Genomic DNA, 22,853 nt, shown 5'->3' on the forward strand with positions numbered 1-22,853 from the left:
TGCATCATTTTACTTTCGCAAGTGCATCCGATACGCGTGAAACGTACTCATCAATCGTATATTCAATCGAGAGTGGCGTCGGTGTTCCAGCCGCTGCGAGTGGCGTGTTGTCTTCAATCAATACGACCGATCCGCGTTCGATGGCTGGTACTTTACTGTAGAGCGGGTCTGCTTGAAGCGCCTTCAACGTGTCTTCATTTCCGTATGTGACGAAGATGTCGACGTCGTTCAAAATGTCGGCGTTCTCTTTGCTGAGCTCGAGATAGAAGCTATTTGCTTTTTCAGCTTCGTCGACAATGTTTTGTGGGTACTCCATGCCGAGTTCTTCGATGAAGGCACCACGAGGATCACCTGTTGTATAGATATAGAATTTTGAAAGATCTTCTGCGCTCATCGAGACGAAAGCGGCTTTCTTTCCAGCAATCTCAGGAACGGCTGTCGCTTTGTCAGTAATCAACTGCTCCGTGTCTTTGATTAACTGTTCGCCTTCTTCACCAAGTCCCATTGCGAGTGAGTCATAACGAACCATGTCTTGCCATGAGGTGACCCAAGGTGTTTCTTGATATGCCACGACCGGTGCGATTTGGCTAAGCGTGTCATAGTCTTCTTGCGTGATGCCTGAGTAGGCGGCCAAGATGACATCGGGATTTGAATCTGCGATTGCTTCAAAGTCTAATCCGTCCGTATCTTGATAGATGTTCGGGTTCTCTTCGCCAAGCGCTGTCAACTTCTCTGCTGTCCATGGAAGCATCCCGCTATCATCTTGTACACCGTAGTTCGCAGCTGAGAATCCGACCGGTACGACATCGAGTGCAAGTGCGACGTCATGGTTTCCCCACGAAATCGTTGCGACACGCTCTGGTTTTTCTTCGATGACAGTCTCACCGAACGCATGCTCGATCGTGATGGGGTAACCTTCTGCTGATTCTTCCGTCCCTTCGTTCGTGGAAGCGTTCTCAGCTTCTTCCGAACCACAGCCGGCTAAGATGAGTGCAAACGCTGAAGCAAAAATAAACATATGTAACCACTTCTTCATTGTCTTGTTCACGTGTTTCTTCTCCTTTTTCAACTTCTCTATTTTCTCGATACTGATAATCATTATCAGTTATGAGTATAGACTTGCTATTCCTTCGTGTCAACTGCTATTCGATATAGAAAAATGAAAAAACCTGTCGTTTTAGGACAGGTTTATTAGGACTTTCGATGTTGTCGCATGACGTCCGCGATCGGTTCATCTTGTTTTTCAAGCTCCGATACGATCCGTTCATGGTCCACGTCGTTTCGGTTTTGGCTTAACTTGAACGTCGCCTGCATATCGGTGATGTCGATCCGAAACCCGACGACGCCGTTCATTTGTCGCTTCACCGGTTCGGATAATGCATCCCAACGCACCGCATGCTCGCGTTCCCCTTCATGCTCTTGGAGCAATCCTGAAAGTTCCTCCACTAATTCTTTCTCATTGAGAATCGTCGCACGTCCGTACACGTGTACGGCTTGATAGTTCCATGTCGAAACGTCCTCATGGCCGTACCAGGACGCCGACACGTAAGCGTTTGGTCCTTGAAAGATGACGAGAACGGTTTGATTTTCAATCGTTCGCCACTGCGGATTCGCTTTCGCAATATGCGTCGTCAGTTGACCATTCGCCTCATCGAATCGTAACGGGACATGTGTCGCAATCGGTTTGTCCCCATCATGTGTCACGATCGTACCGAACGGATGGGCATGGAGAAACGCGTAAATCTCAGCTCGCTCTGTGACGGAATATTGAGTTGGAATATACATGTCGAACCCCCTTTCTCCTATTATATTCTGAACAAGACGGGTATAACGACACAGAAGGAGGGATGTTATTTATGAAACCAACGATTAAAGCCATCGTCTTTGACGTATACGGCACCTTATTCGACGTCCATTCGGTGAAGGATGCCTGTGAACAAGAGTTCCCTGAAAAGGGAGCAGCCATCAGTCAAGTGTGGCGGACGAAACAACTTGAGTATTTCTTTTGGCGGCACATGATGGGACGCTATGAAGATTTCGATACAGTGACCCAGGACGCACTCCGTTACGCATTAGCCGTGCATGACGCACCATTCACAAAGGAAATCGAACAACGTCTGACTGCATCGTATGCGCACCTCACCCCGTATAAGGAGATCGAATCGGTCCTAAAAGAGATGAATGACGTGAAGACCGTCATTCTCTCAAACGGGACGGACGAGATGCTTAAGGCACTGCTTCACAACGCCGGTCTTAGCGATTACTTCGATGAGGTTGTCAGCGTCGACGGCATCAAACAACCGAAACCGACGCCTGCCGCCTATATGCACTGGTTCAAGACGTCTGGTCTTCGTCGTGACGAGGTGCTCTTTTTATCGTCGAACGGTTGGGACATCGCCGGGGCGAAAAACTTTGGCTTTCATGCGGCCTGGATCAATCGGAATGACTTACCATTTGAAGCATTTGATATAGAACCAGATGCCATCTATCCGAACTTAAACAACTTGTCAGAATGGCTTTAGTCCGTGAACGACTTCATGAAAATGAGGTCGTTTTGTGCATCTTCCCCCATGAAAAAGGTGTGCACCCCCGTCTGTTCGAACCCGTTTCGTCGATAGAATCGAATCGCTCTCTCATTACGTTCCCATACGCCGAGCCACATCTTTCGCTTGTGTAGCTCCTTCGCCAATTCAGTCGCCTTAGTAAATAACGCTTTCCCCACCCCGTGACCTTGAAACGCTTCGAATACGTAAATCCGTTCGATTTCAATCGTATCGGCGCCCATCGGTTCAGATTGAGCATCGCGTACGTTCACTTTCAAATACCCTGCCAACTCGCCATCTACATACGCAAAGTAGAAATGAGAGTCAGGGTGTGCCAACTCTCGCTTCAACTGCTCAGTCGCGTACGTTTTTTCTAAGTAAGCGTTCAAATGCTCTTCTGTGTTGTGACGTGCGAACGTCTCCGTAAACGTCTGGATGCTAATGTGACGTAAGGCTTTTACGTCTGTCACCTTCGAGATTTCAATCATGTGGTCTCGCTCCTCTCAGTATTCTCGATGCTTGCCTTTCTTCACTTCGGCCCAATCTATCTCCACATTGTTTCGTACTTTTTTCAAGAGGCGTAACAACTCTTCACTTTCTTGCTCGTCGAGTCCTGATAACGCGACCGATGTAGAATATTCATGTTCCCGAATGATGAGCGGGTACAATGTCTCGCCCTTCTGCGTCACGTATAACCGTTTGATTTTCTGGTTCTCTAAATCTGACCGTCTCTCAATCCATCCCTCTTGCTCCAGTTTCTTGATGGCACGTGCGGCGGTCGTCCTGTCTACCTTAATCAACTCTGCCAGCCGCTCTTGAATGATACCTGGGTGTTCAAAAATCCTAACGACGTACAAGTACTTCCCTTTTTCTAAACCGAGTGCCTTAAATTCAATGTTGCTGATTGAATCGAGGGCACGCGCAATCATCCCGATTTCTCGTAAATGGTCATGCATTATGAGACACCTCTATCTCTTTGTTGCAAATGCAACAAAACACTTTATATAAGCGTATCGTAATTTGTGAGAGAATGGAAGTAAGAATTTTCGCTAAGAAGGAGATGAATGAGAGATGGGTCACCGAATCTATACGACGAGTTTCGCGAGCGTTTATCCACTCTACGTCGCCAAAGCCGAACGCAAAGGACGGACGAAGGAAGAAGTCGATACCATCATCGAATGGTTGACCGGTTACGATGAGACCGGACTCGAACGTCAGATAGCCAATCAAGTCGATTTTGATACGTTTTTCGCTTCAGCACCTCGTCTGAATGAAGACCGCGCCCTCATCAAAGGTGTCGTCTGTGGGGTCCGTGTCGAGAACGTTGAAGAACCACTCATGCGTGAGATTCGTTATTTGGACAAACTCATCGATGAGTTGGCAAAAGGAAAGAAAATGGAGAAGATTTTACGAGGAGGTGAATCATGATGGATGTGACAGCACTCGTCGACGAGGCACGGCTCGATTCATTTATTCATCTGCTCGAGGTCATCGATGATCATTTACCTGGCGGATTTGAAAAAACGACGGACGGACATGGTGTCCATTACGTCGTTCCACTCGATCGATATCCGTCCGGGTATCATGTCACACCGGGGACGCCACTACCGTTTATCAGTGTAATCGCGCAAAAGCGCCATGTCGGACTGTATCACATGGGCATTTACGCCGACCCTGAATTACTCGCTTGGTTCGAACGGGAGTATGCGAGTCGTGTCCCGACGAAACTTGATATGGGGAAAAGCTGTATCCGTTTCAATAACGTGCAGCGAATCCCGTTTGACTTGGTCGGAGAACTCGTCAAGAAGATGACTGTCGAGGAATGGATTCAGCACTACGAAGGACAACGAGATAATAAAAAAGAGTCCGACTAATTTTCGGACTCTTTTCATTTACACAGTAAATCGATTCGTCATCTCTCGCATCTCATCCGCCATATTCGATAATTCTTGAGCGGCTGCCGTAATTTCTTCCATTGATGCCATCTGTTCTTCAGTAGCTGCTGATGTGTTCTCCGTTTCTGTGGCAGTCGATTCAGTAATTCCTTGAATCTCATTCACAGAGTTCAACACTTCTGTCGCTCCCGCCGCCATTTCTTGTACAGCACTGGACACTTCTTCTATTTGTTGCCCGACTTCTTCAATGGCCACTTTAATTTCATCAAACGCAACACCTGTCTGCCGCACGTTCGTCACACTCTGTCCCATATCACCTTCTACGACATGCATCGTCTCTACGGCATGCTTTGTTTCTGTCTGTGTGTGATGAATTAGAGAGGAAATTTGTTTGGTCGCATCGGCTGATTCTTCCGCAAGTTTTCGTACTTCTGCAGCAACGACTGCAAACCCACGTCCCTGATCTCCTGCGCGCGCTGCCTCGATTGCTGCATTTAATGCAAGTAAGTTCGTTTGCTCTGCAATTCCTGAAATGGTCCCACTGATTGTACCAATCTCTTGAGAACGAGTATTAAGCTGCTCAATGACTTGTTGCAACGTCTTCACTTTTTCATTCATCGCTTCAAGCTGATGTTCAAGCGTTTCGATTAGCTCATTCCCTGATTGTACTTTGTCCAATGCCCCTTCCGATAATACAGTCATCTGTTGAGCACGATCAGAGACTTGGTGAATGCCATTCGTCAATTCTGAAAGGGTACCATTTGAAGACTTGACCCGTTTCAACTGATGGAGTGAACCCGAAGCGATTTCTTCCATCGTCACAGCTACCATCTCTGTCGCTTTTGTCGTTTCTTCTACGTTATTTTTCAAATCGTCCGATGAAGTCGCCACACGCCCAGCAGTCGAAGTCACTCCACCAATCAACTCTCGTAAACTTTCTTTCATCTGATTGAATGACTGTGCGAGCGCCCCGATTTCATCGCGTGATGTGTATGTGCTATTGACTGTCAAATCCCCTTCACCGGCACGACTCATCAATACGTTCAATTCTTTCACCGGACCAACCACAAGGCGCGTGATGTAGATGCCTAATCCAATTGAAAGCGCAGCTCCCAAAATGACAAGACCCCAAAAGATAAACACAGCACGCTCTCGATCAGACCGCATCGTATCACTGGCCGTTTCCGCATCCACATTCAACTGATCCATAACTTCTTTCGCTGTCTCAACAAGCGCAAGTCGAATTGGTCGTAATTCTGTTCCATATTGTCGGTAAGCAGATTCATTTTCATTTCGTAATGCAGGTTGCAATACGACGTCTATGCTTTCCAAATATGCGTTCGTCTCCTCATTCAACTTTTCGATTCGACTCATTAATTCAGGATCTTCTGTCGAAATCGAATCATTTAATACTTCGAGATCGGTAACCATACTCTCTCGACGCTCTTCAATATTTTTTTGTAACTCTTCATTTCGAGCACTTTCGGTCGTCAACATTAGTTCTAACAAGTGACTGTCGATTGCACGATTATCGGTTCTCAACTGTCCAATGGCACGAATCGGAATCAATCTCTCTTCGTATATCTTTTCTCCGGCATCAGCCATTCTTCCAATCAACACATGGCTTAACATTGAAATCATGACGAGTGTCACAACGAATAATGAAATCAATACAGTAAACTTCTTAGACATGCTTAAATTTTTTCATCATTTTCCCTCCTATTCTTTTTATCGAATCGAATTTGTGAATAATGAAGAAATACTTAAAATGTATTGACCTAAGTTTCAATTCGAATAGCTGCCTCTTTGCTCCAGCTCGTTACACCTTTTGTAAGCCGGCTCGCATTTGTATTGCGTTGAGATGCAGTATACTAACATCAGATAATTACGGTTACGAAAGGAGCGGACAACTTGCCACGACCACTCAAACTCACACTCTTTCTTCTAGTGTTTGGATCTTTGTTCTATATCACCCATTTCCACTATAAATTGCGTCCGTCTGACATCCGGGACATCGTCTTGTCATTCGGATTTTTGGGGCCACTCTTCTTTATTTTCCTTTATGCCATCGGTCCGGTCGCATTTTTACCAACATCCGTGCTGTCACTCGGAGCCGGACTCGCATTCGGCGTGTGGCCAGGTGTCCTCTATATCATCATCGGCGCGACTGCTGCCGCGACGACCGGGTACGTGATGGGGCGCTTTTTCGGTCGATCGGTCATCAATGTCGACCGCTATCCATGGTCAGAGAAACTGTTCACTCAAATGGAACGTCGTGGCTTTTTATATGTATTTGTCCTCCGGCTCATCCCGCTCGTCAGTTTCGACTTACTCAGTTATGCCGGCGGAATCTCACGTGTTCGCTTCCGTGCCTTCGTACCGGCGACCGTGCTCGGCATGATTCCAGGTACGTTCGCCTACAGCTTCCTCGGGGCGAGCCTCGCCTCAGGCAGTGTCACTACGATTTTCATCGCCGCGCTCGTCTTCGTCGGCTTGATTGTTGTGACGTACATCTTCCGAGAACCGGTTAAAAAATGGCTTGGATTGAATTGAAATTTTATGAGGGAGAGCTTTATGCTCTTTTTTTGTGCCTTGAACATGTAATCCGTATAAACTTCTATACTATTCATCCGATATGTATAGAGCTACAACAAATGAACACGAGAATGTGAGGAAAGAATGATGAGTTTGATTAAAAGAAATCAGTTGATGTTGTTGACGACGTTATTGATTGTGATGACGTCGGTTGTTGTCCATTTGCTACATCGTTTCACGGACTTTGCCTATGCGTATACGATTCTGCGAAACGGTGCGGACGGTTACGTGTACTCCGGAGTAACATGGGTCTTGTTCGCCCTTCCAATCCTCTTCTTTGGGATGATGATCGTCACCTCGAAGCGAGAATCCGTAGCATTTCCTTATTGGATGATGCTGACACTCACCTTCGCAAGCATCTCGACCGTTGCTGGAGGACAAGGACTTGTTGAATATCACTTCTCCATTTTTGTCGTCTTGGCGATTTTGTCGTTTATGCGTCGCATCGACTTGATTTTGTATAGTGCCGGAATCTTTGCTGTGCAACATCTAGTCGGATACTTTTTAATCCCTGAGATGATTTGTGGAACGAGCGACTATCCGTTCAGTTTACTACTCGTCCATGCCGTGTACTTGATTCTTCTGAGTGTTGTGCTTGTCGCGCAAATCCACCTCCGTAACAAAGAGACGCAACATGCCGAAACACAGGAGCAAGAAACACGACAGTTGTTACAACAAGCGATTCATGATGTCAGCGCCCTCGTTCAATCGTTAAACAGTCACGCCGAAGAGCTTGAATCCGCTGCTAACCAGTCTCTTGAATCTGGTGAGCAAATCGCTGTCACGGTCGATCCGATTGTCGCGCATGCTTCATCTCAACAAGCCTCCATGGTACAAGGCGCAGATGAAATTCACTCAATCCGTTCTTTGACAGCGCTCATTCAAGAACGAATGGCTCAGACGGCCGCAGCGTCCTCGCGTATCGCCAAAGATGCCCTTGCCGGGAACAAAGACATGCGACTGATGGAAGCAAAAGTACAAGAAATCATCACCGAGTCGGAACAGCTCGACCGGATTGTCGCGACAATGTCGAATCGTTCAACCGAAATCCAAGAAATCTTGCAACAAGTCGGTTCAATCAGTGAACAGACGAACATGCTCGCCTTGAATGCATCTATTGAAGCGGCTCGTGCCGGTGAGGCTGGACGAGGATTCGCTGTTGTCGCCTCCGAAGTCGGGAAACTCGCTGTCCAATCGCGTGAATATGCATTCGAGATGACCCGAGTCCTCGGTGGATTGATGGAAGATACGACCGTCGTATCCAAATCAGCGCATCTTTTCAAACAAGCGACCGAAAACTGTCAAACGGTCACGAACGATGTGACGGCTGTCTTTGGCCGTCTTACAGAAGATGTATCAGAAATCGACGAACAAATCGCTTCAATTCAAGAGACGCGCCAGCGGGTCACGACACAGATGGAAACACTCGAAACACGACTTGAATCGACGAAATATGCGGCGAATGAACTTCAACAACAGATTCATCATGTTGCCGCAGCAACGGAAGAGCAAGTCGCCATCCAAAAAGAACTCAGCTCGATGTCGGACCGACTCGCGCTAACCGCGAATTCGCTTGAAAACGTGACTTCTCAACTCGAGGATCACGCCACTCGCGCCTAACACAAATGCCCTCGACCACTTGGTCGAGGGCATTTTCCTTATCGGCCGAGCAATTGACGAATTCCTTCTTGAAGAGGTGTGACCGGGCGTCCGAGAACCGATTCGAAGTCACTCTCATGAATTTCGAGCGTTCCTTGACGAATGCTTCGCTGAATCCCCACAAGAATCGCAACGACTTCCTCTGGCAACCCAGCCCCGCGCATCGTCTCTTCGTATGCCTCGAGACTCAACTCCTGCATCATCACTTCACGACCTAACACTTCACTGAGTGCGTCTACAAGATCTTGCTGGGTATGAAGTGGTCCTGATAGTTCGTAGATCACATGATCCTGTTGTTCTTTCAACAGAACATTCGCTGCGGCTTCCGCATAATCTTGTTGTAGAGCCCAACCGACTTTACCGTCCCGAGCCGCCGTGATCCATGGCGCCCCGTCAATTACCGCTTGAATGCTTGATAACTCGTTTTCTAAGTACCAGTTGTTCCGTAAGAACGCATGTGGAATACCGGACTCGACAATCGCTTCCTCTGTGACGACATGTGGAGGTGCCATCAAGTTCTCACTGTCTGTCGCATCGGCTAGACTCGTGTAGGCAATGAATGAAACACCTGCCCGTTTCGCCGCCTCAACCGCGTTCGTATGTTGACGAATCCGCGTATCGTTATCGCCATCTGCCGAGATGATCAAAAGACGCTCAACACCTTTGAACGCTTCATCGAGTGTGTCCGGCTGATCAAAATCACCATGTCGCACATCAACGCCACGCTCTTTAAGAGACGCCGCCTTCTCCGGATTCCGTACACTTACAGCGAGCTCACTCGCATCAATCGACTTGAGTAGTTCCTCTACAATTTTCGAGCCGAGTTTCCCCGTTGCTCCTGTGACTAAATATTTCATTCTTTTTCCTCCCCTAACCTGTAATCGAATCAGTTACCTGTAATTATGATAATTACAGGTAACTGATTTGTCAATTATTCTTTCCCTGTTATACTAAGCATGTAACAAAGTTGTTTACATCTATAAAAACCGAAAGGGAGATATTTATGACAATCAGTAGTCGTTTTTCGGTTGCCATCCACATGCTGACTCTTGTTGCGCTTTCACCACCAGAAGTGATTTCATCAGATTTTTTAGCGCGGAGCGTAAATACAAACCCTGCTCTTATTCGAAAAATCATGGCCATGTTAAAAAAAGCAGAATTGATTCAAGTTAAACCAGGTGTTGCTGGTGCAATTCTTACTAAACCACTAAACACCATTTCACTTCTTGAAATTTATCAAGCCGTTGCTGTCGTCGAACCAAATGAACTGTTCGGAATTCATGATCAACCAAATCCGGCTTGCCCGGTCGGAAGAAACATCCAAGCAACGATTGAGCCCATTTTTATAACAGCTCAATCCGCCATGGAACGAGTCCTAGAGCAAGTTATGCTTGCAGATGTTGTACAAAACATTGAACAAAGTATAGATTGAGGAATAAACAACCACTCCTTTTCGAGTGGTTGTTTATTTTTACGCTTGACTTTGAGTTCTTATGAACTTAAATTAAATATATAGAAGTTCATATGACCTTAAAAGGAGGAGTTGTTGTTGACCCTACTCATCGGGTTCTTACTCATCGTCATCTTCATGCTCGCACTTGACCTCGGGGTGTTCCACCGTAAAGCGCACGAAGTCTCGCTCCGCGAAGCATGGACATGGACGTTTGTCTGGATTGGGATTGCCATCGCATTCGGAGGATGGTTGTTCTTCACGCAAGGAAGTACAGCCGCAACGGAATATGCGAGCGTCTACTTTATCGAAAAGGCACTCGCGATTGATAATGTCTTCGTCTTTTCACTTGTTTTTGCCTATTTCGCCATCCCACTCAAGTATCAACACAAGGTACTGTTCTGGGGGATTCTCGGAGCGATTTTCTTCCGCGCTGTCTTCATCGTCGCTGGCGTATCCCTTTTAGAAAACTTCGGTTGGGTCTACTACGTGTTCGGAGCGTTTCTCGTTTATACAGGGTGGATGATGTATAAGAATATCGGGAAAGACGAGTCACTTGAAGAAAACAAGACGATTCGTTGGCTCGAGCGACGCCTGCCCATCACACAGGATATCTCATCCGGGAAGTTCACGAAGCGCATCAATGGGAAGTTGTTCTTCACGCCACTCTTCATCGCGCTCATCTTTATCGAATTGTCGGATATCGTCTTCGCTGTCGATTCGGTCGCTGCAAGTTTCGCGTATTCACGTGACCCCTATATCATCTTCTATGCGAACATCATGGCGATTCTCGGACTTCGTAGCCTCTACTTCGTCCTCGCCAACTTGATCGACCGCTTCTACTATTTGAAACACGGTCTCAGCTTCATGCTCGTCTTCATCGGGGCGAAGATGATTTTCGGTGATGTGTACAAAATGCCGATTTGGATGTCTCTTGGAACCATCGTTCTCGTCATCCTGATTAGCGTCCTCTATAGTTTCTACAAAACGAAACCTGGTTCGTCTAAACACGTATAATGAATCAATCAGTCCATTTCGTCGGTGTTCTTTCTTTGAAAATCGGGTAATCATTGAGGTGCACAACTACAGAAAAGGGGATTCAATATGTTTGATCGGATTGGCCTCATGAGTATCGGTCTCGTCTTCGGGATCATCCTTATGTTACTTTTCAATAATCTATTCGGATTGGTGTTCGGTATCGTCCTTGGTGTCAGCTTCATCGCCGCCAACCAAATCGAACGAAACAAACAAACAACATGGCATTAATCAAAAAGCACGCGCTCCCATTGTTTGAGAGCGCGTGCTTTTATGTCAAAACATTGTATACGGATTGATACTGTTAGCAGGAGATGAACTGCTATACACATAGCTGTTCCGATGCACTTCGAAGTGGAGATGATTCCCGAACGAGTTACCGGTATTCCCCACCGTTCCAATCGTTGCTCCTTTTGCTAGCGTCTGTCCTGTGACGACATTGAGACGATCGAGGTGTGCATATACTGTGATGTATGTTTGTCCGTTCAACTGGTGGCTCATCATGATGTGGTTACCGTAAGCCCCATAGTTCCGAGAAACGATGACTTTTCCATAAGCGGCTGACACGACCGGTGTTCCTCTTGGAGCAGCCAAGTCGATACCGTTATGGAACGTATAACCGTACTGCCCGCTCGCCGGACCATACTTTTGTGTCAACGTCCCTTTTGTCGGGATGATCATTTTCGCAGCCGATGTGGTTGAAAGCGTGGAGACACTGTACTTCTTCACATATGTACTGGATACGTAGCGGGATGTCCCGTTGAAATTGATTTTTGTCCATCCCCCGCTCACGCCGAGATATTTGAAGGATTGTCCCAACTTCGCACTGCCGACGATTGCATACGTCGTGCCCGGACCCGAACGGACGTTTAAACTGTTAGTCGTGACTTTGACATAATACGTGGTAGCAGCTTCAGCCGGGGTACCTGTCGGAGTGAAGATTCCGACTGTGAGAAGAACGGCACAGAAGAGAGAAAGCATCTTTCGTTTCATGATGTGGTAAATCCTTTCAATTATGTATTTAAATTTTTATTTTTTTATATTATCTAACTGAAAAAATTTTACCACCAAAACGAACCGACAAATATGTCATTTATATTTCAAATAAAGGAAGACAAATTATAACTTACTTTCTTTATTTTTCCTTTTCAACATACAAAAAATGCACAGCCGTTTTCGACTGTGCATGTCTGTTACTCACGATTTTCCTCGGCGTTCTCCTCTTCATCCTCTAAATCTTCAATCAATCGCTTCATCTCTTCAATTTCACGGCGCTGTGCCTTGATGATTTCTTCAGACAATTCTTTCACGCGTGGGTCTTCAATTTCAGCGCGTTCACTTGTCAAAATGGCAATCGAGTGGTGAGGGATCATCGCTTTCATCCAACTGACATCATCGACGGTCGTCTGGCTACGTACGAGCCAAAGCGAGGCACTGAAGACGAGAGCACTGACCCCTAGGATGATAAAGTTAACTGTTTTGTTCTTATACATCCCCCACATGAAGAGAAGCATGACGAACGCCATGACCGATCCCATGATGAGTGCCATGTACAACCTCGTCTGACTAAAGAAGATATGATTGAACTGAAACACGTTCAAATACATGAGCCAATACATAATGAATGTCGAGACCGCAATCATGATTCCAAATTTACCGTACTGTTTCATCTTATTCATCCTTTCTTATTGTGCGTATAAAAACTCTTTTACCTACTTCTTCTATACTCAAACCCGCCTATTTCTCGGTCTAATCGTACTCTTAACGCTTTTCACTTCTTTTTCACAAACATCGGGTACACTAGTGAAATTGAGTTCATGCAAGGAAGGAGAACGATGATGCAAGAGCGGACATTGCGTGACGTACTGGCAACACTTGATTCTGTTTTATCTTGGTCTTATCTCGATCACCCGGAAGAAATGACAATTCGCGGAATCGGAACGACACCAGAAAAAATAAATAAAATGTTTTTATATATATGCAAGCGCCCAATCAATGAACGTGGCGTCGATTTAGTGAGGGCCGCCATCCGAAATGGTGCAGTAGCCATCGTCACGGATCGACCGATTGACGCGAGAGTACCCGTCATTTACTGTCGAGACGTCGAACGCGCACGTGAACAACTACAGACTCTTTTCGCCATGGAAGGAAATCACGCAAAGCACACGGAACGATAATAATAAGAGGAAGGAGGAATACAAGATGAAGATTCTCATCGTAGACGATGAAGAAAAAATGAGACATTTGATTCGTTTGTTTCTTGAGAGCGATGGGTATGCTTGCATCGAGGCAAATGATGCCGATTCCGCACTCGATAAGATTGAAGAGCGACCGGACCTCATCCTTTTAGATATTATGATGCCGGAAGTGGACGGCATCTCACTTTGTCGTCAGTTGAAAACGATGGATCCGGCATTACCCATCGTCTTGTTGACGGCACGTTCAGACAACGAGACCACCATTCAAGGGCTAGATGCCGGAGCGGATGACTACGTCACCAAACCGTTCGATGGAAATGTGTTTCTCGCTCGAATTCGAGCCGTCCTGCGAAGAAGTCGGGTCGTTAACCTACAATACGGTCCACTCCGTTACGATGAAGAGAGTGGGCGCATCTTATATGAAGAACAGGAAATCATTCTGACGCCAAAAGCAACAGCCATCTTGAAGCTATTTCTTCAGCACCCGAATCGTTTGTTCAATCGCTTAGATTTGTATGATCTCGTCTGGCCGTACTCTGCCGAATCTGACCCCCGTACAGTCGATGCACACATACGCATGATTCGAGAAAAGTTAGGGGACGCAGGCTTTCCAATCGATGATTATTTGAAGACGGTATGGGGACGTGGGTATCGATGGACCGAGGAGCGTTCCGGATGAGACGCAGTCGTAATAGCTTACCGTTCCGAATCAGCCTCGTCTTCCTGTTGTCTACGTTGTTGATAGAAGGAGTCTTATTCTTGCTCCTTTACCACACACTACTTGGGGAACGCGTGACAGAAGAAGTCCATCGATTAGAATCACGGGCTGAGAGTCATGCGAATGTATTGGCGATGAACTTTTCCGAAGAGACAATCGGTCATGTGGCTACCATGGAAAGTGAGACGGACACAAAAGTTGCCATCACTGACCCAGCACATGATCTTCTTCAAACGTCCCGTTCTTTTCCACAGGTACTGGTCGATACCGTCGAAACGAAACGACGTGCAGGTCCATTCGATGATACGACTGTTCTAGAGGACGACTGGGAAAACGAGCCGTATTTAAGCGTTCGTACGCCGATCACGGATGATCTCGATACACGGTATGGGTACGTCTACATGTTTTTACCGACTGAGATCATTCATGGAATCAGTCATCGCCTTCAGTTGCGATTTCTGTATATCACGACCATCGCACTGGTGACGACCGTGCTGACCTTCATCCTGCTGAGCCGCCTCATTTCGAAACCAATTCAGTCACTGAAACAAGCGACCGAGAACGTACTGACGAATCCCGATAACCTACAGCTACCAACGAATCGCGTTGACGAAATCGGTGAGTTGGCTCGCTCCATCGAGGCCATGTCCGTGGAGTTGGCTCGCTTACGTCGCGAACGACATCAATTTTTGTCCGATCTCTCACATGAAATCAAGACCCCTCTCACTTATTTGAGGGGATATGCCGAGATTGCTTCGAAAGAAAGCACACCCGAACCGCTACGCAATCAATCCATCCAGACAATTTTAGATGAGAGTCGTTCGCTCACAGAACTGGTGGAAAATGCGTTTCAATTGGCTCAACTCGACGAAAACACGTTCTTGTTACATCGAGAAGAAGTTTCTGTCACGACGTTTTGTGAGGATTTACGACGAATGCTCGATACGATGTTCCGAATGACGACGATTCGGTTCGCTGCTTCTCCGAACATAGAACAAGTAGACATCACGCTCACATTGGATCGACATCGCATGCTTCAGGTCTTCCGGTCCATTGCCCACAACGCGATTCAGCATAGTGAGGCGACACATGTTTCACTTCATTCTAATACTTCAGACGCTTATCTCGTCTTGACCATCACTGACGACGGAAAGGGAATTCCTGAAGAAGATCTCCCACACATTTTCGACCGTCTGTACCGTGTTGAAAAATCACGATCTCGTCAAACTGGTGGAAGCGGACTCGGACTCGCCATCGCCAAGCAAATCGTCACACGGCATGGTGGGACGTTGACGGTATCTTCGGATACAACAGGTACCTCGTTCACCGTCGCCCTACCACTCAGCAAAAAGACGCCTCTCCAGTAATGGAAAGGCGTCTTTCGTCAGTCGAGTTCACCTGCATCAAGTTGTGTCTGCCACTTCTCGTCTATGAGCTCATATACGCTATTGTCAGATGTGATGAGCAGCATGCGCTCCTCTTTGATCGCCAATTTAATCGGCACAGCATCCGCTTCAAACTCTGGAAGATCGAACGTCTCTGTAGACTCATCGTCTAGATTGAAACGAACCCCTTCGAAAGAACCATCTGTCTGTCGTACGTATGCCAACTGCCCCTCATCCGCTCCGACCGTAATCACCTGTTCTGATTCAACGAGTGGCTCGAACGAATCTCCAAAGTCCTTCGAAACGAGGATACCGGACGGTCCGTATAAGAAGACCCGCTCCGCTTCCGTCGCGTCGGCGACAATCCCTGCCACCTGCTCACCCTCTACCCCAGATCCTCGCATCGACTCGAACGATCTTCCGCCATCGTCCGAACGATAGAATCCAGGTTCTAGCTCTGACGTCGCTTCCTCAAGGTAGACGTACAACATTTCCGTCGCATAACCCGCACTCATGTAATGAAAGTCTGCCTCTCCCTCCAGTGCCCGTACGTCTAATGTCATGCCATGGTCTTTCCCGTATAACACACCGAGTGGATTTTGGAAGTCGGTACGTCGGTCGGGATGACCACTTGCATAAAATCCATCCTCGACGAGTTCGAATCCCATATAGTCATGACGATTCGTCGGAAGTGTATACCAGCCATCTTCACGATATTCCATTAATCCGGCATGCGTCGCGATGACAAGACGTTCGTCGTCTTGCCAAAATCCAGCTCCGTGGATGTGGGAGACCGTTTCATCGGATCCCACACGTTGCCACTCGTCTTTTGTAGTTGTCGTCACATTCTCGGATTGACTCGTGTCCGACGGTGCGTCTTCTGTTCCACACGCCGACAGGAGCAGTGGAGTCAGGAATAGTGATAGCATTAACGTTCGTTTCATCTCGATCCCTCCATCATTAGCATCCCATCTAGCATACTGACTAAAGGTGAAAGAAATGTTAAATCTTCAAAAGTCGAGCGTTGATTGCGACAATAACTGTGCTTAAACTCATCAAGACGGCACCGATGGCTGGGGACAAGATGATTCCAATCGGAGCCAGAACGCCTGCAGCAAGCGGGATGGCGACGATGTTATACCCGGCTGCCCACCACAAGTTTTGAATCATCTTACGATACGTGTTCTGTGAAAGCTCCAAAATCGATAGGACATCTTTCGGATTACTGCGGACGAGGACAATATCTGCCGTTTCGACGGCAACGTCTGTCCCGCTCCCGATTGCGATGCCGACATCCGCTTGTGCTAAGGCAGGTGCGTCATTGATTCCATCTCCGACCATCGCTACTTTGCTGCCATCTTTTTGGACGTCTTTCACTTGGTTCGCCTTGTCGTCCGGTAATACTTCGGCATACACGTCATCGATACCGAGCTGACCCGCGACCCAATGCGCGACCTTCTCGTTGTCACCCGTCAACATGATCGAGCGAATGCCTTTTTCATGAAGTGCCTCGACGGTCTCTTTCGCTTCTTCCCTCACCAGATCGGCCATCGCAATCATCCCGACCCATTCTCCGTCTTTCAAAACAAAGACGACGGTCTTTCCTTCTTCCGAGAGTCGTGCAAACGTCTCCTCATCAATTTGAATGTGTTGATCGCGGATATGTCGCGGACTGACGACTTGTATATGCGCACCGTCAACCGTTCCTTCCAATCCGACACCTGTCATCGAACCGAAGTCGTCGACAGCCGCCAGTTTCAATTCCCGTCTCTCGGCTTCTCTTAAAATCCCTTGCGCGAGAGGATGTTGCGACTCACGCTCAACTGCTCCTGCGAGTTGCAACACGTCTTCCTCCTTATAAGGCGAGTTCGCCTGTATGTCCGTGACGCCGAAATTCCCTTCCGTCAGCGTACCGGTCTTATCGAAAATGACGGCATCGAGTCGACGCGCCTCTTCAAATTGAGTCCGATTGCGGATGAGAAGACCTTGTTTTGCCGATAATGCTGTCGAGACGGCGACGACCAGGGGTGTCGCCAGTCCAAGTGCATGGGGACATGAGATGACCATGACCGTTACCATCCGTTCGATCGCTGTCCCGACTGAGTAGCCGAGCATGAACCAGATGGTGAACGTGATGACCCCAGCGGCAATTGCGATATAGAACAAATATTTTGCCGCCCGGTTCGCCAGATTTTGAGCCCGCGACTTCGATTTTTGTGCCTCACTCACCAATTCAACCACTTTTGACAAGTACGTACTTTCTCCCGTACCAATCGTTTCAATCGTCAAACTCCCTTCTTGGTTGATCGAACCCGCAATGACATCTTCACCTTCTGTTTTTTCGACCGGTACCGATTCGCCGGTTAACATCGACTCGTCGATGGTTGTTCGTCCTTTGATGATTTTCCCGTCCACGGGTACCTGCTCCCCCGGTTTGACGAGGATTCGGTCTCCTTCCTTCAGTTCAGAGATAGGAACGTCTTCCGTTTCTTCCCCATTGATGCGATGCGCTTCGTTCGGTAGAAGCTGCACGAGTTGTTCCAACGCGTTCGACGCTCCCATGACAGAACGCATCTCAATCCAATGGCCGAGTAGCATGATCACAATCAATGAAGCGAGTTCCCAAAAGAAGTCATGTCCGCTTCCATAGCCAAAGACGACAGCTGCACTATAAAAGTAAGCGACGCTGATCGCCAAGCTAATAAGCATCATCATGCCCGGGCTACGCTCTCTTAACTCTTCCACACTTCCTTTTAAGAACGGCCACCCGCCGTATACATACACAATCGTCGCCAATACAAATAAGATTGTCTTTTCAAACGGAAAATCGAGTTCAAACCGCAGCCATTCTTGAATCATGTCCGATAACAATAAAATCGGAATCATCAGCCCGAGCGATACGAAGAAACGTCGTTTGAAATCGTCAATCATATGCTCGTGTCCGTGTCCGCCATGATGAGACTCGTGACTCTCCTCATGATGTCCATGGTGTTGATCGTGTGCATGTTCCATCATTCATCCTCTCCTTTACACGGATTGTATACCTCTATTCGGTATGCGATTAAACAGATTTGGACTTTCATGTTTCTTTCACAATTAGGTGGTACAACAAAGTGAGGACTGAACAATGAAGGAGTGTTATAGCATGAAATCGAAAGGAATATGGTTTCTGTTGACGGGGATTTTAATTGGAGGCATCCTCGTTTTACTAATCGTCCTTTTCAACGGGACATGGAACCATAACAACAATATGGACCAAGATCATATGATGGGAAACGATTCGGCAACGGGTCAGATGGATGATCACATGATGGGTGATAATGGAATGGGTGGCAATAACGGACCGATGGGACACGGAGCGATGCAAGAGCTCCAAGCAACGGATGAACCGACACAGCCGCTTCCGATTCCGACTGCCTTACAGCCAAATCGTGTCACGGGAGACACGGTCTACTATACGGTGGAAGCAACTAAAGGCACGTCACAATTTTTCAAAGACGGCAAGAAATCGGAAACGTTCGGCTATAATGGAGACTTACTCGGACCAATGATCGAGTTACCGAAAGGAAAAACAGTCGTAATCGATACCATCAATCGATTGGATGAACCGACAACGTTCCACTGGCACGGACTCGTCATCCCTGCCGACATGGACGGGGGACCTCATCAGACCGTCGCACCAGGTGAACAGGCACAAGTTCGACTCGACATCGATCAAGAACCTAGTACACTGTGGTTCCACCCCCATCCGATGGGATTGACAGCCGAACAAGTTTATAAAGGGCTCGCCGGTCTTCTTTATGTGACCGACGATGCACAGAACGGTCTCCCGAATGAATATGGAGTCGACGACATCCCGCTCATCGTACAAGATCGACTCTTCACGCCGAACGGTGAGTTGGATTATGATGCCCATATGAACGTTGATGGAACGACGGGGGATACCATTCTTGCGAATGGAGCCATCAACACGACGTTCGACGTTCAAACCGAGACGTTACGAGTGCGACTAGTCAACGGTTCGAATGCGCGCGATTTTGATTTTACGTTATCTAACGAGGCCGAGATGACGCAGATTGCGACAGACGGAGGGCCGTTAGAACGCCCGATTCCCTTAGAGACCCTCACGTTGACACCAGGTGAACGGGCCGAGGTACTGATTGATTTTTCACAAGTTGAAGATGTCGCCGCCTTAAAAGCGGACGGGGTGACATTCACCACGTTTCGTGTCGGTGAACTTGACAAGGCGTCCATTAAGATTCCGGTGACCGAAACGATGGAGCGCTTGACAGATGAGACAGCAGACCGCCGCCTCACCCTTTTTGGAATGGGTAACATGGTTTCAATCAACGGAAAGACCTATGATCCGGAGCGTATCGACATCGAAGCGAAACGCGGAGACACCGAGGTATGGGAAATTGAAAATAAGCCGGATATGATGGGTGGGATGACACATCCTTTCCACATCCACGGCGTCCAGTTCCGAGTCATTAGTCGAGACGGCAACCCACCATCCGATCAGGAAAAAGGGTGGAAAGATACGGTAGCCGTCGCTCCGGATGAACGAGTAAAGATTGAAATCACCTTCACGAAAACCGGCACATTTATGTATCATTGTCACATCCTCGAGCATGAAGAAAATGGGATGATGGGACAAGTAAACGTGACCGAATGACCGACACCTCTCTGTTCTATCAGCGGAGAGGTGTTTTGTATCCGTCCTGATTTCGATACGTTTCTGCTAGGACTATTGCCTGTATAGGGATTCCTTCTCAAATGTCGTATACTAGTTGTGAATGCATGTACAAATGTTCGCGAGGAGGTAGGTCCATGCGCCGATTCCATAGGATTAGGCAGAAACGCTCCGCTCGTCAAAAACAGCAACGCCATACGTTCTCCATCGCTTCCATCGTGGAAGAAGTACAGGATGCGATGTGTTATATCGATTTCTCAAGATGTCGTCTGTATTCGAATGATTCTCTTCGGCAATGGTACCCTTCTATGACAACACAATCTTTTGACACATTGGAAACATTGACTCGTTATGTATATACCATGTTGGAACGGCATGGGGCGGATTCCGCACAAGTCATGCACCTCATCCAGGAATTGCTCGAATGTGCGACCGAAACGGATCCAAGGATGACTTCACGTCGTCTGCGTTCTAATGACAAGACGCTACATTTGATTTTCAACTTCACGCGGACACCACGTGGCGTTTTCATCATGTGGCGCGACCAAACGGAAGCCGTCCGCTTTGAAGAACGTAAAGACAGTTTCCTTGCCGAACTGTCTCATGATTTCCGCACGCCATTGACTGCCATCCATGGATATACGGAGCTACTCATGACACGCCATCAAGGTTCGGAAAAATCGTATCAGATGCTAACACAAGTCAAACAAGAATCGGAACGGCTGGAGCGGCTCGTCGATAACTTCCTCGATTATCAAAAAGAACGATACACGGCTGATCAACTGACCGTGACGACGTTCGCACTCCGTCCTCTTTTGGAGGATGTCATGTCGAGCTATCAGACGACCTCCTCGCTTCATACGGTGACGTTTGAAACGAATGATGTCTTGATTCAAGCAGATGAAGAAAAGTTACGGCAATTGCTCCATAACCTCATTGGTAACGCCATCAAGTACTCTCCTGATGGCGGGACGGTCCATACGAGCGTATTTGAAAGTGCTGGCACGGTAACTTTATCTGTATCCGATACCGGGATTGGGATTCCAGAAGAAGCACTTCCCTACGTATTTGATGAATATTACCGTGTCGAATCCGCCGCCCACCAAGCCATAAAAGGAACAGGTCTCGGTCTACGAATCTGCAAACGAATTGCCGAAGCCCACGGTTGGGTAATTCATGCGGACTCGGTATACGGAGAAGGCACCACCTTTACAATCGAGCTTCATACCAGACAGAGCTGTCCATTGCTGCCATCCCCTAAACATTCGGTTTCGTTCGACTGATTTAACTAAATCAGGCGAGAATTTTCCCTCCTCTAAGCGTCTCGGGGCGTAGCCCAGCGTAGGTGGGAGATGAATCGCCCGGTCCAAAACTCTTCTCCCCCTGTGACAGATGTGACGAACAAAAGTTCGTGATTCCGTCAGATTCTCCCTTCCTTCCATGGGTATTGGATGAGGAGGACACATCATGATCTTCTGAAGGGAGGATGGACGGACATGCTGAAAGGCTATAAATATAGGCTCCACCCAACGCCGGCACAGGCCGAGTTCCTCATCAAGACGATCGGCTGCGCCCGGTTCATCTACAACAAGCTGCTCGAGGACCGCATCGCCATCCGCGAGGAGGCGAAAGCGGGGAGTGGAACGAGACGGAAACCGGCGACACCCGCCTCCTACAAGCCCCTGTTCCCGTTCCTCGCCGAGGTGGACAGTCTCGCGCTCGCGAACGCGAAGCTGAATCTCGACACCGCGTTCGCGAAGTTCTTCGCCGGGACGGGCGGCTTCCCGGCCTTCAAATCGAGACGGCGGTCGCGCGCCTCCTACACGACGAACAACCAGCACGGCACGATCCGCATCGAGGACGGCAAGGTGAGACTTCCTAAAATCGGCTTCGTGAAGTTCGAACAACATCGCTCGTTTGAGGGCGTCATCCGGTCGGCGACGGTGTCGATGACCAAGACGGGCAAGTTCTTCATCTCCCTCCTCGTCAAACAGGACGATGCACCATGGATCCCAGCCGAGAACAAGGTCGGGATCGATCTCGGTTTGGAGCACTTCGCCGTCATGACGAACGATGCGATGGTCTCGGAGAAAATCGAAAACCCACGTCTCCTTCGTAAGTCCGAGGCGAAGGTCAAGAAGGCGCAACGGGCGCTGTCGCGAAAGAAGATCGGAAGCAAGAATCGTGAAAAAGCCAAATTACTTTTGGCCAAGAAACACGAAAAGATCGCCAACCAACGCAAGGACTTCCTTCACAAACTGTCGAGACGGATCGTTGACGAGAACCAAGTCATCGTCGTGGAGACATTGAAGTCGGAGGACATGATGCAAAACCATAAGCTCGCCAAATCGATTGCAGATGTCAGTTGGTACGAGTTCGTCCGGCAACTCGAATACAAATCAAACTTCTACGGACGGACGCTCATCAAGGCGGATCAATGGTTCGCATCCACTCAAATCTGTTCCACTTGCGGTGTAAAAGGCGAGAAGAAGGCGATGGATGTCCGTGAATGGACGTGTGCCTGTGGCGCGCATCATGACCGTGACATCAACGCGAGCATCAACCTGTTGATGTTGGCAAACTAAAACGAATTCCTTCAGGGTGGGAACCACCCGACGAGCTTGGTAAACAATCGTGGCTAATAAAAGTACGGTCTTCCCAAGAAGCTCCCACTTCAATTTG

The 22,853-nt window shown here is 47.9% G+C and carries 24 protein-coding genes; 14 read left to right on the forward strand and 10 right to left on the reverse strand.

Annotated features, from left to right (window positions below; genetic code table 11):
• Positions 1-4 precede the first annotated feature (4 nt).
• Positions 5-1,036, reverse strand: coding sequence for an iron-siderophore ABC transporter substrate-binding protein (locus KNO68_RS08905; RefSeq protein ID WP_168169901.1), 1,032 nt, complete (start codon positions 1,034-1,036; stop codon positions 5-7).
• 155 nt (positions 1,037-1,191) lie between these two features.
• A complete protein-coding gene (locus KNO68_RS08910; RefSeq protein ID WP_078147615.1) occupies positions 1,192-1,785 on the reverse strand; it encodes an FMN-binding negative transcriptional regulator in 594 nt (197 codons plus the stop codon).
• 71 nt (positions 1,786-1,856) lie between these two features.
• Between KNO68_RS08910 and KNO68_RS08915 the strand changes: the two genes are divergently transcribed.
• On the forward strand, positions 1,857-2,522 hold the full coding sequence (locus KNO68_RS08915) for a haloacid dehalogenase type II (protein WP_214686197.1): 666 nt from the start codon (positions 1,857-1,859) through the stop codon (positions 2,520-2,522).
• Here the strand turns inward: KNO68_RS08915 and KNO68_RS08920 are convergent.
• Both KNO68_RS08920 and KNO68_RS08925 read right to left on the reverse strand, forming a co-directional pair.
• A complete protein-coding gene (locus tag KNO68_RS08920) occupies positions 2,519-3,031 on the reverse strand; it encodes a GNAT family N-acetyltransferase (RefSeq protein WP_215112356.1) in 513 nt (170 codons plus the stop codon). The two genes, KNO68_RS08915 and KNO68_RS08920, sit on opposite strands and share 4 nt — an antisense overlap.
• Before the next feature lie 15 nt (positions 3,032-3,046).
• Positions 3,047-3,499, reverse strand: coding sequence for a MarR family winged helix-turn-helix transcriptional regulator (locus tag KNO68_RS08925; RefSeq protein ID WP_215112357.1), 453 nt, complete (start codon positions 3,497-3,499; stop codon positions 3,047-3,049).
• A gap of 115 nt (positions 3,500-3,614) precedes the next feature.
• On the opposite strand from KNO68_RS08925, the gene KNO68_RS08930 reads away from it, so the two are divergent.
• Both KNO68_RS08930 and KNO68_RS08935 read left to right on the forward strand, forming a co-directional pair.
• Entirely contained in the window at positions 3,615-3,971 is a 357-nt protein-coding gene (locus KNO68_RS08930; protein ID WP_012727286.1) for a DUF2200 domain-containing protein, read from the forward strand.
• Positions 3,968-4,417, forward strand: coding sequence for a DUF1801 domain-containing protein (locus KNO68_RS08935; protein ID WP_215112358.1), 450 nt, complete (start codon positions 3,968-3,970; stop codon positions 4,415-4,417). Before KNO68_RS08930 ends, KNO68_RS08935 begins: the two co-directional genes overlap by 4 nt.
• Positions 4,418-4,435: 18 nt before the next feature.
• On the opposite strand, the gene KNO68_RS08940 is transcribed toward KNO68_RS08935, so the two are convergent.
• Positions 4,436-6,130 (reverse strand): methyl-accepting chemotaxis protein, encoded by a 1,695-nt coding sequence (locus KNO68_RS08940; RefSeq protein WP_215112359.1) that lies wholly within the window; start codon positions 6,128-6,130, stop codon positions 4,436-4,438.
• A 219-nt stretch (positions 6,131-6,349) separates the two neighbouring features.
• Between KNO68_RS08940 and KNO68_RS08945 the strand changes: the two genes are divergently transcribed.
• Both KNO68_RS08945 and KNO68_RS08950 read left to right on the forward strand, forming a co-directional pair.
• Complete coding sequence (locus tag KNO68_RS08945; protein ID WP_215112360.1) at positions 6,350-6,991, forward strand: TVP38/TMEM64 family protein; 642 nt, start codon at positions 6,350-6,352, stop codon at positions 6,989-6,991.
• Positions 6,992-7,120: 129 nt separating this feature from the next.
• Positions 7,121-8,653 carry a methyl-accepting chemotaxis protein gene (locus tag KNO68_RS08950; protein ID WP_215112361.1) on the forward strand — a complete coding sequence of 511 codons (1,533 nt, stop codon included), beginning with the start codon at positions 7,121-7,123 and terminating at the stop codon, positions 8,651-8,653.
• A 38-nt stretch (positions 8,654-8,691) separates the two neighbouring features.
• Here KNO68_RS08950 and KNO68_RS08955 read toward each other — a convergent pair whose 3' ends face one another.
• Complete coding sequence (locus tag KNO68_RS08955) at positions 8,692-9,549, reverse strand: SDR family oxidoreductase (protein ID WP_214686215.1); 858 nt, start codon at positions 9,547-9,549, stop codon at positions 8,692-8,694.
• A gap of 146 nt (positions 9,550-9,695) precedes the next feature.
• On the opposite strand from KNO68_RS08955, the gene KNO68_RS08960 reads away from it, so the two are divergent.
• The 3 genes from KNO68_RS08960 to KNO68_RS08970 all read left to right on the forward strand — a co-directional run bounded on the left by KNO68_RS08960 (position 9,696) and on the right by KNO68_RS08970 (position 11,408).
• Positions 9,696-10,124, forward strand: coding sequence for an Rrf2 family transcriptional regulator (locus KNO68_RS08960; protein ID WP_214687516.1), 429 nt, complete (start codon positions 9,696-9,698; stop codon positions 10,122-10,124).
• Positions 10,125-10,241: 117 nt separating this feature from the next.
• Positions 10,242-11,159: a TerC family protein gene (locus KNO68_RS08965; protein ID WP_159562943.1), complete on the forward strand. Its 918-nt coding sequence runs from the start codon at positions 10,242-10,244 to the stop codon at positions 11,157-11,159.
• Positions 11,160-11,246: 87 nt separating this feature from the next.
• Positions 11,247-11,408 (forward strand): hypothetical protein, encoded by a 162-nt coding sequence (locus tag KNO68_RS08970; RefSeq protein WP_159562944.1) that lies wholly within the window; start codon positions 11,247-11,249, stop codon positions 11,406-11,408.
• A gap of 45 nt (positions 11,409-11,453) precedes the next feature.
• Here the strand turns inward: KNO68_RS08970 and KNO68_RS08975 are convergent, their stop codons facing one another.
• Positions 11,454-12,170, reverse strand: a complete 717-nt coding sequence (locus tag KNO68_RS08975) for a peptidoglycan DD-metalloendopeptidase family protein (protein WP_214686217.1) — start codon at positions 12,168-12,170, stop codon at positions 11,454-11,456.
• A gap of 200 nt (positions 12,171-12,370) precedes the next feature.
• A complete protein-coding gene (locus KNO68_RS08980; RefSeq protein WP_074035791.1) occupies positions 12,371-12,847 on the reverse strand; it encodes a DUF305 domain-containing protein in 477 nt (158 codons plus the stop codon).
• A 165-nt stretch (positions 12,848-13,012) separates the two neighbouring features.
• Here KNO68_RS08980 and KNO68_RS08985 point away from each other — a divergent pair, with 165 nt between their 5' ends.
• The 3 genes from KNO68_RS08985 to KNO68_RS08995 are packed head-to-tail and all read left to right on the forward strand — an operon-like array spanning position 13,013 to position 15,460.
• Positions 13,013-13,354 carry a hypothetical protein gene (locus tag KNO68_RS08985; RefSeq protein WP_143404792.1) on the forward strand — a complete coding sequence of 114 codons (342 nt, stop codon included), beginning with the start codon at positions 13,013-13,015 and terminating at the stop codon, positions 13,352-13,354.
• Between the two features lie 25 nt (positions 13,355-13,379).
• Positions 13,380-14,054, forward strand: a complete 675-nt coding sequence (locus KNO68_RS08990; protein ID WP_215112362.1) for a response regulator transcription factor — start codon at positions 13,380-13,382, stop codon at positions 14,052-14,054.
• Positions 14,051-15,460 carry a sensor histidine kinase gene (locus KNO68_RS08995; RefSeq protein WP_168169874.1) on the forward strand — a complete coding sequence of 470 codons (1,410 nt, stop codon included), beginning with the start codon at positions 14,051-14,053 and terminating at the stop codon, positions 15,458-15,460. The genes KNO68_RS08990 and KNO68_RS08995 overlap by 4 nt, the downstream gene beginning before the upstream one ends.
• A gap of 17 nt (positions 15,461-15,477) precedes the next feature.
• Here KNO68_RS08995 and KNO68_RS09000 read toward each other — a convergent pair whose 3' ends face one another.
• Positions 15,478-16,422 carry a F510_1955 family glycosylhydrolase gene (locus tag KNO68_RS09000; protein WP_214686224.1) on the reverse strand — a complete coding sequence of 315 codons (945 nt, stop codon included), beginning with the start codon at positions 16,420-16,422 and terminating at the stop codon, positions 15,478-15,480.
• A gap of 58 nt (positions 16,423-16,480) precedes the next feature.
• Entirely contained in the window at positions 16,481-18,493 is a 2,013-nt protein-coding gene (locus tag KNO68_RS09005; protein WP_215112363.1) for a heavy metal translocating P-type ATPase, read from the reverse strand.
• A 130-nt stretch (positions 18,494-18,623) separates the two neighbouring features.
• Here KNO68_RS09005 and KNO68_RS09010 point away from each other — a divergent pair, with 130 nt between their 5' ends.
• From KNO68_RS09010 to tnpB, 3 genes are all read left to right on the forward strand, one after another.
• Complete coding sequence (locus KNO68_RS09010) at positions 18,624-20,153, forward strand: multicopper oxidase family protein (RefSeq protein WP_251024882.1); 1,530 nt, start codon at positions 18,624-18,626, stop codon at positions 20,151-20,153.
• 155 nt (positions 20,154-20,308) lie between these two features.
• Positions 20,309-21,454: a sensor histidine kinase gene (locus KNO68_RS09015; protein WP_214686231.1), complete on the forward strand. Its 1,146-nt coding sequence runs from the start codon at positions 20,309-20,311 to the stop codon at positions 21,452-21,454.
• A 213-nt stretch (positions 21,455-21,667) separates the two neighbouring features.
• Positions 21,668-22,756, forward strand: a complete 1,089-nt coding sequence (gene tnpB / locus KNO68_RS09020) for an IS200/IS605 family element RNA-guided endonuclease TnpB (RefSeq protein WP_078147634.1) — start codon at positions 21,668-21,670, stop codon at positions 22,754-22,756.
• Positions 22,757-22,853: the final 97 nt, after the last annotated feature.

Source organism: Exiguobacterium sp. s75 (assembly GCF_018617145.1).
Taxonomy (GTDB): Bacteria; Bacillota; Bacilli; order Exiguobacteriales; family Exiguobacteriaceae; genus Exiguobacterium; species Exiguobacterium profundum.

Coding starts and splice junctions, on each gene's coding strand:
- KNO68_RS08905 (WP_168169901.1), bottom strand. CDS start 1,036: ATGAAGAAGTGGTTACATATGTTTATTTTTGCTTCAGCGTTTGCACTC.
- KNO68_RS08910 (WP_078147615.1), bottom strand. CDS start 1,785: ATGTATATTCCAACTCAATATTCCGTCACAGAGCGAGCTGAGATTTAC.
- KNO68_RS08915 (WP_214686197.1), top strand. CDS start 1,857: ATGAAACCAACGATTAAAGCCATCGTCTTTGACGTATACGGCACCTTA.
- KNO68_RS08920 (WP_215112356.1), bottom strand. CDS start 3,031: ATGATTGAAATCTCGAAGGTGACAGACGTAAAAGCCTTACGTCACATT.
- KNO68_RS08925 (WP_215112357.1), bottom strand. CDS start 3,499: ATGCATGACCATTTACGAGAAATCGGGATGATTGCGCGTGCCCTCGAT.
- KNO68_RS08930 (WP_012727286.1), top strand. CDS start 3,615: ATGGGTCACCGAATCTATACGACGAGTTTCGCGAGCGTTTATCCACTC.
- KNO68_RS08935 (WP_215112358.1), top strand. CDS start 3,968: ATGATGGATGTGACAGCACTCGTCGACGAGGCACGGCTCGATTCATTT.
- KNO68_RS08940 (WP_215112359.1), bottom strand. CDS start 6,130: ATGTCTAAGAAGTTTACTGTATTGATTTCATTATTCGTTGTGACACTC.
- KNO68_RS08950 (WP_215112361.1), top strand. CDS start 7,121: ATGAGTTTGATTAAAAGAAATCAGTTGATGTTGTTGACGACGTTATTG.
- KNO68_RS08955 (WP_214686215.1), bottom strand. CDS start 9,549: ATGAAATATTTAGTCACAGGAGCAACGGGGAAACTCGGCTCGAAAATT.
- KNO68_RS08960 (WP_214687516.1), top strand. CDS start 9,696: ATGACAATCAGTAGTCGTTTTTCGGTTGCCATCCACATGCTGACTCTT.
- KNO68_RS08970 (WP_159562944.1), top strand. CDS start 11,247: ATGTTTGATCGGATTGGCCTCATGAGTATCGGTCTCGTCTTCGGGATC.
- KNO68_RS08975 (WP_214686217.1), bottom strand. CDS start 12,170: ATGAAACGAAAGATGCTTTCTCTCTTCTGTGCCGTTCTTCTCACAGTC.
- KNO68_RS08980 (WP_074035791.1), bottom strand. CDS start 12,847: ATGAAACAGTACGGTAAATTTGGAATCATGATTGCGGTCTCGACATTC.
- KNO68_RS08985 (WP_143404792.1), top strand. CDS start 13,013: ATGATGCAAGAGCGGACATTGCGTGACGTACTGGCAACACTTGATTCT.
- KNO68_RS08990 (WP_215112362.1), top strand. CDS start 13,380: ATGAAGATTCTCATCGTAGACGATGAAGAAAAAATGAGACATTTGATT.
- KNO68_RS08995 (WP_168169874.1), top strand. CDS start 14,051: ATGAGACGCAGTCGTAATAGCTTACCGTTCCGAATCAGCCTCGTCTTC.
- KNO68_RS09000 (WP_214686224.1), bottom strand. CDS start 16,422: ATGAAACGAACGTTAATGCTATCACTATTCCTGACTCCACTGCTCCTG.
- KNO68_RS09005 (WP_215112363.1), bottom strand. CDS start 18,493: ATGATGGAACATGCACACGATCAACACCATGGACATCATGAGGAGAGT.
- KNO68_RS09010 (WP_251024882.1), top strand. CDS start 18,624: ATGAAATCGAAAGGAATATGGTTTCTGTTGACGGGGATTTTAATTGGA.
- KNO68_RS09015 (WP_214686231.1), top strand. CDS start 20,309: ATGCGCCGATTCCATAGGATTAGGCAGAAACGCTCCGCTCGTCAAAAA.
- tnpB (WP_078147634.1), top strand. CDS start 21,668: ATGCTGAAAGGCTATAAATATAGGCTCCACCCAACGCCGGCACAGGCC.